Origin of the sequence: Chromohalobacter marismortui (genome assembly GCF_004364315.1) — a bacterium.
GTDB classification, from domain to species: Bacteria; Pseudomonadota; Gammaproteobacteria; order Pseudomonadales; family Halomonadaceae; genus Chromohalobacter; species Chromohalobacter marismortui.
This window is the reverse complement of record NZ_SOBR01000001.1, coordinates 581,343-596,769: the sequence shown is the minus strand read 5'-3', so window position 1 is coordinate 596,769 and position 15,427 is coordinate 581,343. Positions and strand designations below refer to the sequence as shown.

At 55.6% G+C, this 15,427-nt stretch carries 19 protein-coding genes; 5 read left to right on the top strand and 14 right to left on the bottom strand.

Going from position 1 to position 15,427, the window contains the following annotated elements; all coding sequences use genetic code 11:
- Positions 1-6 precede the first annotated feature (6 nt).
- From pseG to wecB, 7 genes are read right to left on the bottom strand one after another with little or no spacing between them, the layout of a single operon-like run.
- The gene (pseG, locus tag C8E00_RS02655) at positions 7-1,107 is read right to left on the bottom strand and encodes a UDP-2,4-diacetamido-2,4,6-trideoxy-beta-L-altropyranose hydrolase (RefSeq protein ID WP_208291863.1); all 1,101 of its coding nucleotides are present in this window, start codon (positions 1,105-1,107) and stop codon (positions 7-9) included.
- The gene (pseF, locus tag C8E00_RS02650) at positions 1,104-1,808 is read right to left on the bottom strand and encodes a pseudaminic acid cytidylyltransferase (protein ID WP_133694161.1); all 705 of its coding nucleotides are present in this window, start codon (positions 1,806-1,808) and stop codon (positions 1,104-1,106) included. The genes pseG and pseF overlap by 4 nt, the downstream gene beginning before the upstream one ends.
- Positions 1,805-2,968: a UDP-4-amino-4,6-dideoxy-N-acetyl-beta-L-altrosamine transaminase gene (gene pseC / locus C8E00_RS02645; RefSeq protein WP_133694159.1), complete on the bottom strand. Its 1,164-nt coding sequence runs from the start codon at positions 2,966-2,968 to the stop codon at positions 1,805-1,807. The genes pseF and pseC overlap by 4 nt, the downstream gene beginning before the upstream one ends.
- Positions 2,968-3,966 carry a UDP-N-acetylglucosamine 4,6-dehydratase (inverting) gene (gene pseB / locus C8E00_RS02640; RefSeq protein ID WP_133694529.1) on the bottom strand — a complete coding sequence of 333 codons (999 nt, stop codon included), beginning with the start codon at positions 3,964-3,966 and terminating at the stop codon, positions 2,968-2,970. Before pseB ends, pseC begins: the two co-directional genes overlap by 1 nt.
- Before the next feature lie 13 nt (positions 3,967-3,979).
- Positions 3,980-5,284: a nucleotide sugar dehydrogenase gene (locus C8E00_RS02635; protein ID WP_133694157.1), complete on the bottom strand. Its 1,305-nt coding sequence runs from the start codon at positions 5,282-5,284 to the stop codon at positions 3,980-3,982.
- A gap of 27 nt (positions 5,285-5,311) precedes the next feature.
- Complete coding sequence (gene wecC / locus C8E00_RS02630; RefSeq protein WP_133694154.1) at positions 5,312-6,592, bottom strand: UDP-N-acetyl-D-mannosamine dehydrogenase; 1,281 nt, start codon at positions 6,590-6,592, stop codon at positions 5,312-5,314.
- Between the two features lie 31 nt (positions 6,593-6,623).
- Positions 6,624-7,742 carry a non-hydrolyzing UDP-N-acetylglucosamine 2-epimerase gene (gene wecB / locus C8E00_RS02625; protein WP_133694151.1) on the bottom strand — a complete coding sequence of 373 codons (1,119 nt, stop codon included), beginning with the start codon at positions 7,740-7,742 and terminating at the stop codon, positions 6,624-6,626.
- 279 nt (positions 7,743-8,021) lie between these two features.
- Here wecB and C8E00_RS16775 point away from each other — a divergent pair, with 279 nt between their 5' ends.
- Together C8E00_RS16775 and C8E00_RS02620 are read left to right on the top strand one after the other, a co-directional pair.
- Entirely contained in the window at positions 8,022-8,153 is a 132-nt protein-coding gene (locus C8E00_RS16775) for a hypothetical protein (RefSeq protein WP_261506392.1), read from the top strand.
- 559 nt (positions 8,154-8,712) lie between these two features.
- Positions 8,713-10,056, top strand: a complete 1,344-nt coding sequence (locus tag C8E00_RS02620; protein ID WP_133694149.1) for an aminotransferase class V-fold PLP-dependent enzyme — start codon at positions 8,713-8,715, stop codon at positions 10,054-10,056.
- An 88-nt stretch (positions 10,057-10,144) separates the two neighbouring features.
- Here C8E00_RS02620 and C8E00_RS02615 read toward each other — a convergent pair whose 3' ends face one another.
- From C8E00_RS02615 to C8E00_RS02585, 7 genes are all read right to left on the bottom strand, one after another.
- Positions 10,145-10,621 carry a hypothetical protein gene (locus C8E00_RS02615; protein WP_133694147.1) on the bottom strand — a complete coding sequence of 159 codons (477 nt, stop codon included), beginning with the start codon at positions 10,619-10,621 and terminating at the stop codon, positions 10,145-10,147.
- A gap of 26 nt (positions 10,622-10,647) precedes the next feature.
- Complete coding sequence (locus C8E00_RS02610) at positions 10,648-10,956, bottom strand: nucleotidyltransferase domain-containing protein (protein ID WP_208291862.1); 309 nt, start codon at positions 10,954-10,956, stop codon at positions 10,648-10,650.
- Between the two features lie 36 nt (positions 10,957-10,992).
- Positions 10,993-11,268: a HigA family addiction module antitoxin gene (locus C8E00_RS02605; RefSeq protein ID WP_208291861.1), complete on the bottom strand. Its 276-nt coding sequence runs from the start codon at positions 11,266-11,268 to the stop codon at positions 10,993-10,995.
- A 285-nt stretch (positions 11,269-11,553) separates the two neighbouring features.
- The gene (gene cysQ / locus C8E00_RS02600) at positions 11,554-12,390 is read right to left on the bottom strand and encodes a 3'(2'),5'-bisphosphate nucleotidase CysQ (protein WP_133694144.1); all 837 of its coding nucleotides are present in this window, start codon (positions 12,388-12,390) and stop codon (positions 11,554-11,556) included.
- Positions 12,391-12,533: 143 nt separating this feature from the next.
- Positions 12,534-12,827 carry a hypothetical protein gene (locus C8E00_RS02595; protein ID WP_133694142.1) on the bottom strand — a complete coding sequence of 98 codons (294 nt, stop codon included), beginning with the start codon at positions 12,825-12,827 and terminating at the stop codon, positions 12,534-12,536.
- A 245-nt stretch (positions 12,828-13,072) separates the two neighbouring features.
- Positions 13,073-13,366, bottom strand: a complete 294-nt coding sequence (locus tag C8E00_RS02590; RefSeq protein ID WP_075370438.1) for a BrnA antitoxin family protein — start codon at positions 13,364-13,366, stop codon at positions 13,073-13,075.
- The gene (locus tag C8E00_RS02585) at positions 13,326-13,610 is read right to left on the bottom strand and encodes a BrnT family toxin (protein ID WP_133694140.1); all 285 of its coding nucleotides are present in this window, start codon (positions 13,608-13,610) and stop codon (positions 13,326-13,328) included. The genes C8E00_RS02590 and C8E00_RS02585 overlap by 41 nt, the downstream gene beginning before the upstream one ends.
- 179 nt (positions 13,611-13,789) lie before the next feature.
- Here C8E00_RS02585 and C8E00_RS02580 point away from each other — a divergent pair, with 179 nt between their 5' ends.
- The 3 genes from C8E00_RS02580 (at position 13,790) to C8E00_RS02570 (ending at position 15,427) form a co-directional block, all read left to right on the top strand.
- Positions 13,790-14,812, top strand: a complete 1,023-nt coding sequence (locus tag C8E00_RS02580) for a CNNM domain-containing protein (RefSeq protein ID WP_133694138.1) — start codon at positions 13,790-13,792, stop codon at positions 14,810-14,812.
- A gap of 85 nt (positions 14,813-14,897) precedes the next feature.
- On the top strand, positions 14,898-15,155 hold the full coding sequence (locus C8E00_RS02575; protein ID WP_133694136.1) for a type II toxin-antitoxin system RelB/DinJ family antitoxin: 258 nt from the start codon (positions 14,898-14,900) through the stop codon (positions 15,153-15,155).
- The gene (locus tag C8E00_RS02570) at positions 15,155-15,427 is read left to right on the top strand and encodes a type II toxin-antitoxin system RelE/ParE family toxin (protein WP_133694133.1); all 273 of its coding nucleotides are present in this window, start codon (positions 15,155-15,157) and stop codon (positions 15,425-15,427) included. The genes C8E00_RS02575 and C8E00_RS02570 overlap by 1 nt, the downstream gene beginning before the upstream one ends.

The window sequence follows — 15,427 nt, the reverse complement described above, 5'->3', positions numbered from 1 at the left end:
TGGTCATTAATCAACCAGCACTTGAACCAGCCGAGATGCACCACGCCCGTCGACTAAAGCAGCCGCTTTTTCACTCTGCCGCGTTAACCAGCCGGACAGGTGTAACCTGCTCCAGTATTCATGAGAAGCGTAAAGTTCCTCAGGTCTCCCAAGATTATAAGCTACGCCTTCCTGGTGTAAGGCCTCAGCAATCCCTTTCTGGTTGTCGGCGAGAATTAACATCAGGCTTGGCAAACCAAGACAACAACGCTCCCAGCTCGTACTTCCGGCAGCCCCTATCGCCAAGTCAGCTTCAGCCATTCGCTTCGCCATATCGTTCACATTGATGGCGACATTCGTTGGCCAAGGCATCTCTGCAGCCAATGCGTTGATATCATCAAGATGGGGAGCGTGGCTTCCCATAATGACTGTGATAGTACAGTCATCAGGCAAAGGACATGACCGCAAAGTACGGAGCACGGCTCCAGTGGCGTTGTCTTTATCTACACCGCCCAAGCTAATCAGGATATGACGTAACTCGCCGGACTTCCTGCGTTCAAGGCTGTAGGGCCGTAATTCAGAAAATTCGGGGCGGAGAAGGGCATATTGCGGACCAACAAGGCATTGGGCATGGGTGGGCAAAAGCGGTTCATAATCCGACGCTTTACGTCCCAGGTTCTGATCAAGCAGGACATCAGCGATATGGGCACGATCCGCCAAGTCATCAATGACGAACAAACGTTGCCAGTATTCGCGGGTCGCAGCCTCCCAGCGTGAGTCGAGTGCGTAATGATCAAGCACCAGCCATGTTGGGCTCAATTCACGCAAATAGGGTAAGCTCTCGGCGGCATCGACTTCCCAGCCCACACCAAGCCAAGACGCATGGAAGGGCTCCTGTGATACTACCTGCTCCCCTTTTAGGGCGGGAAGCACATGCACGGTATAACCGCGCTGGCGCGTTTGCTCAATCAAATTGCCCTGCAAGTCGCGGGAGATGAAACAACATTCGACACCCTTCACTGACAAGGCGTCGGCTAGCGTCAAACAGCGCATGACATGGCCAGTGCCTATATCGAGGGAAGCGTCCGCCCGGAAGACAACACGCATGGGCTCGCTGGAACTCGTCATGAATTGCTATCTACCTGGTGCAGTGCGCGAAACAGCCATTCAGCGCGCTCCCAGTCCTCGGGTGTATCGATATCCTGTACGCGGTGACGTGGCATAGGGATGGGTATCGAACGCTGTCCAAACAGCGCACGACCGGCTTGCCAGGCATCTGCGCGGCCCCAATAAAACTGGCCGGCATCATGCCAGGCTTCTTCCTGGTCCTGAGAGCGGGTATTGAAATGCTCAGGCTGAAACATCTCGACGCGCCCATTGCTTGTCATCCGCAAGGCACGCTGGATGGGGAAAGGAAAGCTCGTGACGGAGAACGCATAATCGGCGTCGGTGTGCTCGTTTAGTGCACGGTAACCTTGCTGCAAGGCGCCTGGTGTCACAAACGGCGCGGTCGCATAAAGACAACATACCGCTTCGGGCGCCTCACCATGTTCTTGCAGCCACTCAATCGCATGCGCAATGACCGGAATCGTCCCGGTATGGTCATCGGCTAGTGCGGCAGGTCGCATGAAAGGAACGTCAGCGCCTTGGCGCTGCGCCACTTCTGCAATCTCGTTGTCATCGGTGCTGACGAGAATGCGACCAAAGCATTCACTCTGGCGTGCCGCTTCAATCGACCAAGCGATCATGGGGCGCCCGCCGAAGTCCTTGATGTTCTTGCGTGGTATACGCTTACTGCCACCGCGCGCGGGTATCACCGCGATATTCATACTGCCCCCACCGCTTTCTTGAGTGCCTCGACCACTTCATCTTGCTGTACTTCGGTCATGGTCGGGAACAGAGGCAAGCTAATAGCTTCGCCGTAGTAGCGCTCCGCTTCGGGTAAATCATCGCTCTGGAACCCCATCGCCTGGTAATAGGGCTGGGTGTGCACGGGGATGTAATGCAGGTTCACGCCCACCCCCTGCTCTCGTAGCACTTCGAAAACCTCTCGATGGCTCACCGACAGACGCTCATGCTGCAGGCGGATAACGTACAGGTGCCGCCCAGAGTAACTATCGGGATGTTGCCAAGGTGTTGTTATCGGCAATTCCGCGAGAAGGTCATTGTACCGAGCTGCCAGTGCGTTCCGGCGTGCCACGTAATCATCGAGGCGATCCAGTTGAGACACACCCAGCGCCGCTTGCAACTCCGTCATGCGGTAGTTGAAGCCGAGATCAACTTGCTGGTAGTACCAGGGTCCGTCGGCTTCTTGCGTCATCAGCTCCGGATTACGCGTTACCCCATGGCTACGCAACAAATCCATACGCTCGGCAAGGCCACGATCATTGGTCAGCGCCATGCCGCCCTCAGCGGTCGTGATGATCTTCACCGGGTGAAAACTGAATACCGTGACATCACTATACCGCCCGTTACCTATGTACTCGCCTTGGTACTTGCCTCCAATGGCATGCGAGGCATCTTCGATGATTTTGAAACCGTACCGTTGGCTTAGCGTATGGATGGCCTGCATGTCGCAAGGCTGGCCACACAGATGCACCGCCACCACAACCTTGGGAAGCCGTCCCTCCTGCTCGGCATGCTTGAGCTTAGCTTCCATCGCCTTGGGGCAAAGGTTATACGTATATGGGTCGATATCCACGAAATCGACCTGGGCGCCACAGTAGCGGCCACAGTTAGCGGAGGCCACGAAGGTGATCGGGCTTGTCCAAAGCCAATCGCCTTCGCTTAACCCAAGTGCCAGACATGCTATGTGCAGTGCAGACGTCGCACTATTGACGGCCAAAGCATGCCGCGCGCCCACCTTCTCTGCTACTTGCATTTCAAAACGTGGCACTGCTGGCCCTTGCGTCAGAAAGTCCGAGCGCAATACGTCGATGACGGCTTCAATGTCTTGTGGCTGTATGTCCTGTCGGCCATAGGGAATCATCAGATCGCTCCAATTTTTTCCCAGTTAGTGTCGATCCAAGCCTTCAGGGTCTCATCGGCCATCCATTCGGCATTAGTGTCACTGGAATAAATGAAGCCCTCGGGGACTTTTTTGCCATCCTTGATCGGGTTGGCATCTTGGTCCCAGCTATTGATCGCTGGCAGTATCTTGAAGTGCTCCGGGTATTCGTAGGTGTAGTAGGCATCCTCGGCACCGATCATCTGCTCGTGCAGCTTTTCACCTGGACGAATACCCACGACCTCTTGTTTGGCCTCCGGCGCGATCACACGGGCCAGATCCGTCACGTTCATGGAAGGAATCTTCTTAACATAGATCTCGCCGCCTTCCATGTCTTGAAATGCATGCCAAACCAGTTCGACACCCTGCTCGAGCGAGATCATGAAGCGCGTCATGCGCTCATCTGTAATGGGCAGCGTCCCTTTGTCGCGAATCGACATGAAAAAGGGGATAACGGAGCCTCGTGAGCCCATGACGTTGCCATAACGGACGACAGCGAAGCGGGTTTCATGGCCACCTGCGTAGGAGTTACCCGCGACGAACAGTTTGTCAGACGTGAGCTTGGTCGCACCGTAAAGGTTAATCGGGCTACTGGCCTTATCCGTCGAAAGCGCCACAACTTTCTTGACACCCTTGTCGATGCAGGCATCGATCAGGTTCATGGCGCCTTGCACGTTGGTCTTCACGCACTCGAACGGGTTGTACTCGGCAGTCGGCACAATCTTGGTCGCTGCCGCATGTACCACGAAATCCACTCCATCAAGAGCACGATAAACTCGTTCGCGGTCACGCACATCACCGATGAAAAAGCGTACACGAGAATCGTGCTGAAACTTTTTTGCCATCTCCCATTGCTTCATCTCATCTCTAGAGAAGATGATTATTTTCTTGGGATTATACTTTTCCAAAGTCATTGGAATAAAAGTGTGACCGAACGACCCTGTCCCACCAGTGACCAAAATAGTTTTACCTTCAAACATCACACCCCCCATATCAGGCTTTAAAAACGTGCTCATAATTCTCAAGATATCTACCACGCGCATCGACGATTAACTGCGCATGGTTGCACAACATATCGTAATCAATCTTATCATGATCCGTGCCGATCAATACGCAGTCAAAACTGGCCACTGCTGCTTCATCCAACTCGATGCTGGACAGATCAAAAAAGTGCTTCCTCATCTTTGGAAACACTGGTACATGGGGGTCACTATATTTCACATTAGCCCCCAGTTCTCTAAGCTTTTCCATAATAAACACAGAGGGAGACTCACGCATATCGTCTACATTTTTCTTGTATGCTATGCCGATCACCAGAATACTGCTTCCGTTAACAGATTTCTGCTTGCTATTCAATGCAGAGGTTATTTTTGAAACTACATAATCAGGCATGGAAGAATTAACTTCACCAGCAAGCTCTATGAACCGAGTGTGCACCCCATATTCTCGTGCCTTCCAGGTAAGGTAGAAAGGGTCTATGGGGATACAGTGACCACCCAGACCTGGACCAGGGTGATATGCAACAAACCCAAAAGGTTTTGTTGCCGCTGCGCGAATGACTTCATGGATATCGACACCCATTTTGTCAGCAACAATTTTCATTTCATTCACCAAGCCTATATTAACAGCCCGGTGAATATTCTCGAGCAGCTTCGTCATTTCGGCTGTTCTCGTGTTTGACACAGGCACAACCTTATCAATCACCTGCTCATAAAGCTTAATTCCAACTTCTTGACATGCTAAAGTATGGCCGCCACATATTTTTGGTATTGTCTGTGTAGTATACATTAGATTGCCAGGGTCTTCTCTTTCTGGCGAGTAGACTAAGAAAATGTCTTCACCAACCTTAAGCCCACCCGACTCAGCAATAGGCAACAATTCTTCTTCTGTCGTACCTGGATAAGTTGTACTTTCTAGAGACAGGACTTGGCCAGAGCGAAGGTAAGGAGCTAGTGACCCAGCCGTGTTTATCACATAACTAATATCCGGCTCTCTATATTTATTAAGAGGTGTCGGAACGCAAATAATTATTGCGTCCACTTCACTGGCTCGTGAAAAGTCAGCAGTAGGGTCAAGACCTTCAATCAGGGCCTGTGAAACCATCTCACTTGGAATATGCTCTATATAGCTCACCCCACTATTGAGGCTATCAATTTTATCTTGATCTATATCGAAAGCTATAACCTTGTAGCCTACTTGGCAATAACGAAGCACAAGGGGAAGACCAACATAACCTAGGCCGACCACCCCAATGACGGCTTTTTTCTCATTAAGCCTATGAATCAGATTGTCTTTCATCAACACCTTTCCCATAAAGCCGTATTTTCAAAACTTTTTCAATGCACCACGCGTATCTAAAACACGCTGGTGAGGCTGAATTTCAATCGAGGTATCTACAATCGCCTTATGATCTACAAGAAGAACTATAACATCTGCCTTTAGCGCTTCACTCAGCCCAACTAAGCGAGCCCCAAGATTTTTCAGGCTTTCGGGAAGGCTATCCACGTAAGGCTCCACAACCAAGGTTTTATCTTGAAATAAGCCTGATATTTCAAGCGCAACTTCCATCGCGGGACTTTCACGGAGATCATCTATATTTGGTTTAAAAGAAAGCCCTAAGCATGCCACACGAATTTCATGCTCACCTTTGCCAGTAGCTAGCAAAACATCTGACACCAAGTCTTTAACTTTATTAACCACCCAACTTGGTTTTCCATCATTAACCGCCCTGGCCGTTTTTATCAATTGCGAGCTATTAGGTGCTTGACTAGCGATAAACCACGGGTCTACCGCGATACAATGGCCTCCCACACCCGGTCCAGGCTGTAAAATATTTACACGCGGATGCCTATTTGCAAGCTTTATCAACTCCCATACGTCGACACCAAGCTCATCACAAATAATCGACATTTCGTTAGCAAAAGCTATATTGACATCCCTGAAGCTGTTTTCTGTAAGCTTGCACATTTCAGCTGTTCGAGCATTAGTGACGATGCATTCACCTTTTACAAAGGTGCTATAAAAACCCGCAGCCAATGCCGAGCATAGCTTAGTAATACCACCTACGACCCTGTCATTAGACACCAGCTCTTGCAATATATTGCCTGGTAGAACACGCTCAGGGCAGTGTGCTATTCTAATATCTGAGCATTCGCCGTCAGTAATAGGAAACGTTAAGTCCGGACGTGCCTCAGCCAACCACTCTACCATTTTTTCAGTTGTACCAACCGGAGAAGTTGACTCAAGAATTACCAAATTCCCTTTCTGTAATGCAGGAGCTATCGATTTGCTGGCCGCTTCAATATAAGAAAGGTCCGGGTCGTGGTGATCACCACCATCGGCTTTGAAAGGTGTAGGCACAGCAATCAGAAAGACATCTGCTGGCTCTGGCACAGTCGTCGCACGTAGATATCCTTCCTTTACTGCTGCATGCACAAGCATATCGAGCTCAGGCTCGACGATATGAATCCGCCCTTCGTTGATCGTATCGACGGCAACTTGATTGACATCGACCCCAATGACTTTTTTCTTGCGGGAAGCTATCACGGCGGCCGTAGGCAAACCGATGTATCCTAAACCGACTACCGAAATAGTATTAAATTCCATTTATAAAACCTCAAACTAGCACGATAAAATTTCACGGACTCGCAAGAATTTCTAAAATTTTCTGGCACGCCTTCCCATCGCCATAGGGGTTATGGGCGTAGCTCATCGCCTCATAAGCGGTTTCGTCCGTCAGCAAGCTATGCAGCTCGCCCACGATCGTATCGACATCGGTACCGACAAGTTTGACCGTGCCGGCCTGCACCGCTTCGGGCCGCTCGGTCGTCTCGCGCATCACCAGCACCGGCTTGCCCAGCGAGGGGGCTTCTTCCTGAATGCCGCCGGAATCGGTCAGGATGATATGCGAGTGGTTCATAAGATAAACGAACGGCAGGTAATCCAGCGGCTCGATCAAGTGCACATTACCAACATCGCCCAGCAGCCGGTTCACCGGCTCGCGTACATTCGGGTTCAAGTGCACCGGGTAGACAATTTGTGCATCGGGGTGCTGCACAGCGATATCGTGCAAGGCACGGCAAATGCGGTCAAAGCCGTCACCGAAGCTTTCCCGCCGGTGCCCCGTCACCAAGATCAACTTGCGGTTGCTGTCCAGAAAGTCGAAATGCTGCTCGAAACGCGTGCGATAGGTATCGTCTCCTTCCAGCTTCTCCACCACCTCGAACAGGGCATCGACGACGGTGTTGCCCGTCACATGCACTTTGTGGGGAGAAACGCCCTCTTCCAGAAGGTTCTGGCGTGAGCGATCCGTGGGGGCGAAATGCAGTTCGGCCAGCGCTCCCGTCAGCTTGCGGTTGGCTTCTTCAGGCCAGGGAGAATAGATGTTGCCGGTTCTCAGCCCCGCCTCGACATGCGCGACCGGAATTTGCTGATAATAGCTGGCAAGCGTCGTCGCCAGCGTCGTGGCGGTATCACCATGCACTAGCACGATATCCGGCTTCACCTCGGCCAGAACGGTTTTCATACCCTGCAGGATGGCCGTGGTCACATCGGTGAGATCCTGACCGGGCTTCATGATGTTGAGGTCGTGATCCGGCACTAGGGAGAAAAGATCCAAAACCTGATCGAGCATTTCGCGGTGCTGGCCCGTCACGCATACCTGGGATTCGAAGCGTGGATCCGCGCTCAGAGCCAATGCGAGTGGCGCCATCTTGATGGCTTCCGGTCGTGTGCCAAACACACAAAGCGTTTTCATATCTTCCTTGACCCTTGCTGCCGAGCCTTCTAGGGGCTCTATTCAAATCGTTCAATGATGCGGGAGGTGCAACGTTCAGGCCCTTCAAACCAAGGTACGTATTTTGTCGGGCATCCATTTGTTATAGCGATCACCAGAAAAGCGAGCGTCGCTACTAGGACGATATCGGGAATAGCTCTGCAAGCACGTGAGCGTAGGGCAGACGAGGACGGGAAAGATGAGGACTGACGTGGCGAGTGCCGAAAGTCCCATCCAAGATGCCGAATAAAGAAGATTCAAATGAAACGACGCTTGGACACGCTACCGCCCGAGGATTGTTCCGGGCGGCTTCCCAAGGCCCTTCGCGTCAATCGTACTGTCAGTCACCGCGATGCCATTATTGCTGACACGCGCTCACGCAATGTCACGTGACAGCTTTGGTCACGTTGGCGCCATTCTAAGCGAGTGCCCTGGGGGCCACTAGCGGCATGGCGTTGAAATTTGTATGCATTTCGGAAAAGCTGTCGCCAATACACGACGCTCGTTGTGTCGCATTTTCGACACCTGGACGCACTTATTCGGTTGTCCTAGCCCCTGCTGATCGTTCCCTGCTGACAGTGTAGGTCAGTCCCTTGGGCAGTATTATTAGCTTGCTACGAAATATGGCAACATAAAAAACGCGGCTTGGGCCGCGCGCGCCCAATACTAAGGTATGTGGCGTTTTGTTACCAGAAGTGCATATGGGGCGCACTTGCGTAGAGCGCTCGCGACGCGCCGGTCTGACGGCTTTATGGGCACTACGCTCATGCAGCACTCTGCCCGGCATGCACGTTTGAGGCCAGTGATGACACCTTGCATCGCGACGGATCCTTGGCATTGACGTGGCCCGCCATTTAACCGTAAGTTACTTATAAAGCGACTCACAAGTTACGCTCACAGGTGAGAGTCTTTGTCAGAAGATCGAGAGTCAAAACGCTGGAGGACATAAACGATGCCACAGTCTGGCGCATCGGCATGCCGTCGCTACGGCATTCGGCCTTGCGATGAGACGGGCTTGTTCAGCCCGGCCCTGCAGGCGCGGATACGGGCGCATTTCTATTACGTCGATCATTGCCCGTTGAGCGGGCGACGGGTTTATGCGGATAACGCGGGGCGTGCGTTGGCACTCAAGGCGTTGATACAGCGTAACGCCGAGGTCGCCAGCCTGCCGGATGCGCTGGATGCCGGTACGCCGACGGCGCATGCGCTGCGCAGTGTGATGGCGTCCGGTCCGGAGGATGCCGGCGTCCTCTGGGGAGTGCCCTTCAACGATCTCGGCGGCACCTTCATGGCGCCGGATACGGCCACCGGCTTGCGGCGCATTCTGCATAACGCGGCACCATCGCTGAGTGCGGGCGGCAACGTCGTGATCTGCCCTTGCGGCGATGCCACGCTGCGCCAGACGGCGATCCAGTGGACGCGGGAAACCCATCGCACCTGGCAGACACCGCCGCTCGAGCGGCCCGGCGGGAACATCGGCGTCGAGGCCTATGCACGCGCCGTCACCCCGGATACGCGCGTGGCGCTGCTGACGCATGTCAGTGGCGTCTCGGGCATGCACCAGGACATCGAGGCCATGGCCAGGGCGATCCGCCGGATCGCGCCCGATTGCCTGATCGTCGTCGATGGGACGCATCGCGCCGCGCATGCCGCACTCGATGTCACCACCGCCAGCGTGGATGCCTATCTGGTGGCGCTGGATCGGGTGTTCTGCCGTTTCTATACCGGGCTCGTCTGGGTTGCACCGTGGCTGCTGGATGCCACGGCGTCGGCGACCTCCTTGAACGAGGCCTGGGGCCGACAGACGCCAAAGGCCTGGTTGGGGCCGAGCGAGTGGATGAAGTACCTCGACTGGCTGGGCGGCTATTTCAGCGGGGACGTTGCGCGTCGCGCGCGGGTGGTGGCGGCGTGCGATGCCATTCAGGCCCATGAGCGCTGCCTCATGACGCGCTTGCTGGAGGGCCCGGACGCGGCCTCGGCCGACATCGCGGCGTCCCCGCCATTGACGGGGCTGCGCCATCTTCCCGGTGTGGAGATCATCGGTGCGCCGCATACCGCCATGGTGAGCTTCAGGCTGCGCGGCTTGAGCGCCGAGGATGTCACCGCGCGCTTGCTGGCGCGTGGCATCCACGCGCGCCACCTGGGATGGGAAGACGCCGGCGATGTCCTGCAGGCGCTGGGCTGGGAAGGTGCCGTGCGGCTGTCATGGGCGCATTACAACACCGGGCAGGAGGTGGATGCCTGCCTGCAGGCGCTGGAGCTGCTGCTGGACCGGCCATCGAAGGGGAAAGGATAGGTGGCGGGCTGCGAGCTGCGGGCTGCGGGCTGCGGGCTGCGGGCTGCGGGCTTCGAGCGCCGGCTACGTAATCACTCGCGGCGCCCGCTTACTCAAGCAAGTTTCTCCGCTTGGCATCACTGAGCATGGCATGGGCAAACGCCATGAGCGCTTCCTGATAGTCATGAGCTGTATTGAGCGCGTCGGCCAGCACCTGAGGGGATTCGATGTATTCATGGATCATTTGATTACGTGTCTGACGAATCTCGAGCCACTTATCGGCAGAATCGAGCACACTGAGCTTCTCGGCGCGATCCAGGTTGTCGGCAACGGCCCCTGTCTTCTCGCCAAGGGCACGTAGCCAAAGAGGAAGCAGTTTGTCGCCGGTCGTATCCTGAAGTCGATAGAACCGGCTGGTGTAGGCTTCCACCTTCTCTGCCAAGGCCTCATCTTCACCCAGCCTGGCGGCATGCTCTTCGGTGAACGGCGTGGCAAACACGCTATCCGATGAGTAGCGAAGATGGTGGATCTCACGCTCGACGACGCGTTTCAGGAAGCACAAGCGCTCCGCAAGATTGTCGTTCATAGGGCGGCCGTTCATGGGACTGTCATTCATAGACACTCGCCTTGTTCCCGTGCCAGCTTGTGTATCGTCTGCTCATTGAGGTTCGGCGCACTCAGCAGCACATCCACATTGCGCCCGTGCATGGCACGCATGATACGCACACTGAGGCGAGCAGCGAGCTGTGCGGGATGCTCCACCGGCGCGTCAACCTCAACGAACAGGTCGATATCGCCACCACGGGCGCTATCATCCAGCCGTGAGCCGAAAATCTTCACCGTGCTGCCCAAACCAGGCTCGTCGGTGACGAGCTGCCGGATGGTGTGTCGTTGGCTGTCAGCCAGGCGCCTGGTGTTCATCTCTGCAAGGCGTTCGGCTCGTTGCTCGTGGCAGCGTTATCCCGCCAGCTTTAGCGAGGACACCGCGCTGACGTCTACTTCGCGCTCGGCATGCCAGGCGTCATAGGCCGCCTGGAGCCGTAGCCACAGGCCCGGACCGTTACCAAACAGCTTGCCGAGCCGCGCGGCTGTTTGTGGTGAGACAGGCTTGCGTGTGGCGAGAATGGCGTGCAGCTGCTGACGTGAAATGCCAGCATCTGGGCAATATCGCCCTTGCTGTAGTCCATATCTTCCAGCATGTCTTCGATCACCTCGCCAGGGTGCGGCGGGCAACGGTCGGGAGTTTGCTTCGCAGTAATAGCCATGGTGGCTTCACCTTTTAGTCAGTGGTATTGCTCAAATCAAACCACCAAGCGGAGCCGATCGCCATAGCGGAACACCTGGGACTTCGAGCGCCAGGTTCGAGACGCTGTGAAAACTGGCTTCGAGCTTCGAGCTTCGAGCTTCGAGCTTCGAGCTTCGAGCTTCGAGCTTCGAGCTTCGAGCTTCGAGCTTCGAGCTTCGAGCAATATTGTAGCCCGCCGCCCGTGGCTCGTAGCCCGCAGCTTTTGCACCGCGTCAGGCGATGCTTTCGCGCAGGGCGTTTTCCCAGCGTTGGTCGCGCTGGCCGCAGACGATGAAGAACGGGTTGAGTACGCTGTCTTGCTGGTTGCAGCGCAGCGGTTCAAGGGTCTCGACATTGAGCACTTGGCCGCCGGCGGCGGTGACGACGGCTTGGGCGGCGGCGGTGTCCCATTCGCAGGTGGGCGCGAGGCGCGGGTAGAGATCGGCATTGCCCTCGGCGACCAGGCACAGCTTCAACGAGCTGCCCATGGAGACGCATTCATGCGCGGGCAGGCGCTGACAGAAAGCTTCGAAGATGTCGGCGCCATGGCGGCGGCTGCCGATAATCTTCCAGGGGTCGGCCTGGGGGTCGGGCAATGCGCGGGCGTGAATCGGTTGATCGTCACCGCCGTTCTCGCGCTTGCAGGCGCCCTGCCCGTGCTGACCCCACCAGGTCGCGGGGCCGCTTTCGAGTGCGGGCGCGTGGACGATGCCGAACACCGGCACGCCGTCTTCCACCAGGGCGACATTGAGCGTGAACTCGCCATTGTGGCTGATGAACTCCTTGGTGCCGTCCAGCGGGTCGATCAGCCAGTAGCGTTGCCAGTCGGCGCGGGTGGTGTAGGGAATCTCGGCGGATTCCTCGGAGAGGATCGGCACCCCGGGCGTGACCTGTTCGAGCAGCGCCACCAGGGCATGATGCGAGGCCATGTCCGCCTCGGTGAGCGGGCTTGCGTCGGCCTTTTCTTCGATGGCGAAGTCACGGCGGTAGATCGCCATGATCTCCTGGCCGGCGGCGTGGACGCCCTCGATAAGGCGATTGCGCGTGGAATCGGTAATGAAATCGGTCATCGGGCTTCCTGGTTCGTACAAAACTAAAAGAATCGACTGCTAAGGGAGTATCAGGCGCGAGACCAACTGGGGTGAAAGGCCAAGGCGAGAATAAAGGTGCGGTATTGTCGGGTATTGCGGCGCTTCAGGCTGACACTTGGGGGTTATCCAGTCGGATATAAGGAAAGACGCCGGGGGGCGCGTTCAGAACACGTCCGGTAGATGCTTTCCCTGATGTCTTTGACCTTGCTCTTGTTTTTTTGGCTCCCCATCGCACCTTCATCCACGACGAGCCAGACCCAGACCGCCTCTTCGCCGGAGCTGTCGATGCCGGATTCAATGCGGATATCCTGCAGGAAGTCGGAACGCAGCTCGCGCTTGAGCTCTGTGTGCAAGGCTTCCTTATCAATCGGAGGAGATGCTTGCATGCCGATCACCTCTTGGTGTGAAGTATTCATTTATAGCGAAACTCATTTCCTTGCAGTTTAGAGCAAGACGTCTGCCCGAGCAGCTTCTCACGCCCCGCGTGGCATACCATGGGTAGAGTGGCTAGTCGGCACGGTGACTGGACGGCTCAGCTACGCTTTCTACGCTTTGTCTGAAAAATGCCTGCGCTCGCCCATACGGCGTTAAAAATCGACTCAAATTGGCGGCAAACTCCACTAGCGATTCTCGACGCCGTCGCCAAGCTGCCTTACGCCAATCACTGCCGCCTATCCAGCTCGTTAATGTCATGCTCAGCCAGAAACTGGCGAAGGGCTTTATTCATGCGGGTTTGCCAGCCAGGTCCGGATTCCCGGAAGGCGTCGATAACGTCTTGGTCATACCGCACCTTTACCGGCATCTTCTTGTGCGCCAGGGGCGGTCGCCCGCGGCCACGCTTGACCAGCTTGTCATCCTCGTACTGATAAGCTCCCTCAAACCAATCGTCGTCGAGCTCTGGAGCATCATCGGGATCAATCCAAGTAGTCTTTGAATCGTCTTTTTTCGCGATCATTGGCATACCTCATCGAGATAATGCGACGCTTACTACCGCGCCACGTCCATACTATTACCACGGCCCGTTCGTTTAGCTTGCCCACCGTGTAGATGCGTTCTTCGCCGTAGTCTTTCCGCGCATCCACTCTGGAATAAACCCTTCCTGCAAATACCTGAGGCACATCAGCAAAGTCGACTCCCCTATTTTCCAACGTTATCAGCCGCTTAGCTTCATCATATTCAATCTCACAATGGGGGTTCATTGGACTCTTCTTCTTTCTTTAATGTACCCCCAATAAATAATTTTGACAAGGAAAACACGATCGATAAGGCACGCTACCCCCTCCCCCGCCACCCACCGTTGGAAAACGCCTCACGCATGGATTGACAGACTCTTTGCGGGCTGGATAAATGAGCACTCCATTCCCAACCAAGAGTCTTCATGGTCCTCCTTGCGGCCTTCGCCCTACTGTCCATTGGCTTTTCGTTCTTGTGTTCCATCCTCGAGGCGGCGCTGCTGTCGCTGACCCCGAGCTACATTGCGCAGTTGAAGGACACGCGTCCGAAGTTGCATGCTTCGCTGTCCAAGCTGAAGTCCAACATCGACCGTCCGCTGGCGGCGATCCTCACCCTCAACACCATCGCCCACACGGCCGGTGCGACGGGGGTCGGCGCGCAGGTGGCGGTGATCTTCGGTGACGCCTACGTGGCCATCGCCTCGGCGGTCATGACGCTGGCGATCCTGGTGCTGTCGGAGATCATTCCCAAGACCATCGGCGCGAGTTACTGGCGCGCCCTCGCCCCGCTGCTGCCGCCGATCCTGCGCATGATGATCATCGTGCTGGCGCCGTTCATCTGGCTTTCGGAGTTGATCACCAACCGTATCGGCAACTCGGAGAAGGATGTCGACATGCGCGGCGAGATCAAGGCGCTGGCGCGCATCGGCCTGGACGAGAAGGCGCTGGATAGCGACGAGACGCGGGCCATCGTCAATATCCTCAACCTGCACGAGATCCGCGTGAAAAGCGTGATGACGCCGCGCACGGTATGCGTGGCGGTGACGCCGGATCTCAGCGTGGCGGAATTCGATGAGCAGTTCGGCAAGATGCAGTTCACGCGCTTTCCGGTCATGGACGGCGGCGAGCAGGCGATCGGCTACATCCACAAGGCGGATACCTATCACGCCGAGGATGAGCAGGCCATGAAGGCGCTGATGCACCCCATCGAGGCGCTGCATGAGACGGACAACGTCGAGCACGTCTTCACGGCGATGCTCAAGGATCACGGTCATATGCGCGTGGTCTACGACGAACATGGTACCTGGGTGGGCTTGATCACGCTGGAGGACGTCATCGAGACGATTCTCGGCCAGGACATCGTCGACGAGACGGACAACGTCGAGAACCTGCGCAAGTACGCCAAGCAGCGCTGGGTGAAACGCCTCAAGCGGGATGATGCAACGTGATGCAAGCCCCCGGACAACACATGGCTATACCTCATGTCATGGGCTATGATGTAGCTACCATGTAGCTACAACAGGAGATAACACCATGAGTGCCGATACTGTCGTCCGCGCCCGCATCGATAGCGAAACCAAGGAACGCGCCACTGCCGCTCTGGAAGCGATGGGCCTCTCCGTCTCCGATGCGATCCGTTTGTTGATGCTGCGCGTCGCCGATGAAAAACGTCTGCCCTTTGCCGTTCAAGCACCGACGGCCACCACGAAAGCGGCAATGGAGGAGCTGGAAGCCGGCAAAGGGAAACGCTTCGATAGTGCTGACGCTCTATTCGATGACTTGGGTGTCTGATGCTGACACCTGTACGTTCCAGCCAGTTCAAACGCGATGTAAAACGTGCCGTCAAGCGCGGAAAAGACCTTCAAAAACTTAAGAGCCTGCTCGGCCTACTCGTCGCGCAGGCTCCCCTGCCCGAGGAATACCAGGACCATCCGCTCCGGGGAAACTGGAAAGGCTACCGCGATGCTCACATCGAGCCGGATTGGTTATTATTGTATTGCGTCGAGGGGGATGAGCTTCACTTGGCGCGTACGGGTAGTCACTCAGACCTTTTTCAAGACTAA

Coding starts and splice junctions, on each gene's coding strand:
- pseG (WP_208291863.1), bottom strand. CDS start 1,107: ATGACGAGTTCCAGCGAGCCCATGCGTGTTGTCTTCCGGGCGGACGCT.
- pseF (WP_133694161.1), bottom strand. CDS start 1,808: ATGAATATCGCGGTGATACCCGCGCGCGGTGGCAGTAAGCGTATACCA.
- pseC (WP_133694159.1), bottom strand. CDS start 2,968: ATGATTCCCTATGGCCGACAGGACATACAGCCACAAGACATTGAAGCC.
- pseB (WP_133694529.1), bottom strand. CDS start 3,966: ATGTTTGAAGGTAAAACTATTTTGGTCACTGGTGGGACAGGGTCGTTC.
- C8E00_RS02635 (WP_133694157.1), bottom strand. CDS start 5,284: ATGAAAGACAATCTGATTCATAGGCTTAATGAGAAAAAAGCCGTCATT.
- wecC (WP_133694154.1), bottom strand. CDS start 6,592: ATGGAATTTAATACTATTTCGGTAGTCGGTTTAGGATACATCGGTTTG.
- wecB (WP_133694151.1), bottom strand. CDS start 7,742: ATGAAAACGCTTTGTGTGTTTGGCACACGACCGGAAGCCATCAAGATG.
- C8E00_RS16775 (WP_261506392.1), top strand. CDS start 8,022: ATGAAACGACGCTTGGACACGCTACCGCCCGAGGATTGTTCCGGGCGG.
- C8E00_RS02620 (WP_133694149.1), top strand. CDS start 8,713: ATGCCACAGTCTGGCGCATCGGCATGCCGTCGCTACGGCATTCGGCCT.
- C8E00_RS02615 (WP_133694147.1), bottom strand. CDS start 10,621: ATGAACGACAATCTTGCGGAGCGCTTGTGCTTCCTGAAACGCGTCGTC.
- C8E00_RS02610 (WP_208291862.1), bottom strand. CDS start 10,956: ATGAACACCAGGCGCCTGGCTGACAGCCAACGACACACCATCCGGCAG.
- cysQ (WP_133694144.1), bottom strand. CDS start 12,390: ATGACCGATTTCATTACCGATTCCACGCGCAATCGCCTTATCGAGGGC.
- C8E00_RS02595 (WP_133694142.1), bottom strand. CDS start 12,827: ATGAATACTTCACACCAAGAGGTGATCGGCATGCAAGCATCTCCTCCG.
- C8E00_RS02590 (WP_075370438.1), bottom strand. CDS start 13,366: ATGATCGCGAAAAAAGACGATTCAAAGACTACTTGGATTGATCCCGAT.
- C8E00_RS02585 (WP_133694140.1), bottom strand. CDS start 13,610: ATGAACCCCCATTGTGAGATTGAATATGATGAAGCTAAGCGGCTGATA.
- C8E00_RS02580 (WP_133694138.1), top strand. CDS start 13,790: ATGGTCCTCCTTGCGGCCTTCGCCCTACTGTCCATTGGCTTTTCGTTC.
- C8E00_RS02575 (WP_133694136.1), top strand. CDS start 14,898: ATGAGTGCCGATACTGTCGTCCGCGCCCGCATCGATAGCGAAACCAAG.
- C8E00_RS02570 (WP_133694133.1), top strand. CDS start 15,155: ATGCTGACACCTGTACGTTCCAGCCAGTTCAAACGCGATGTAAAACGT.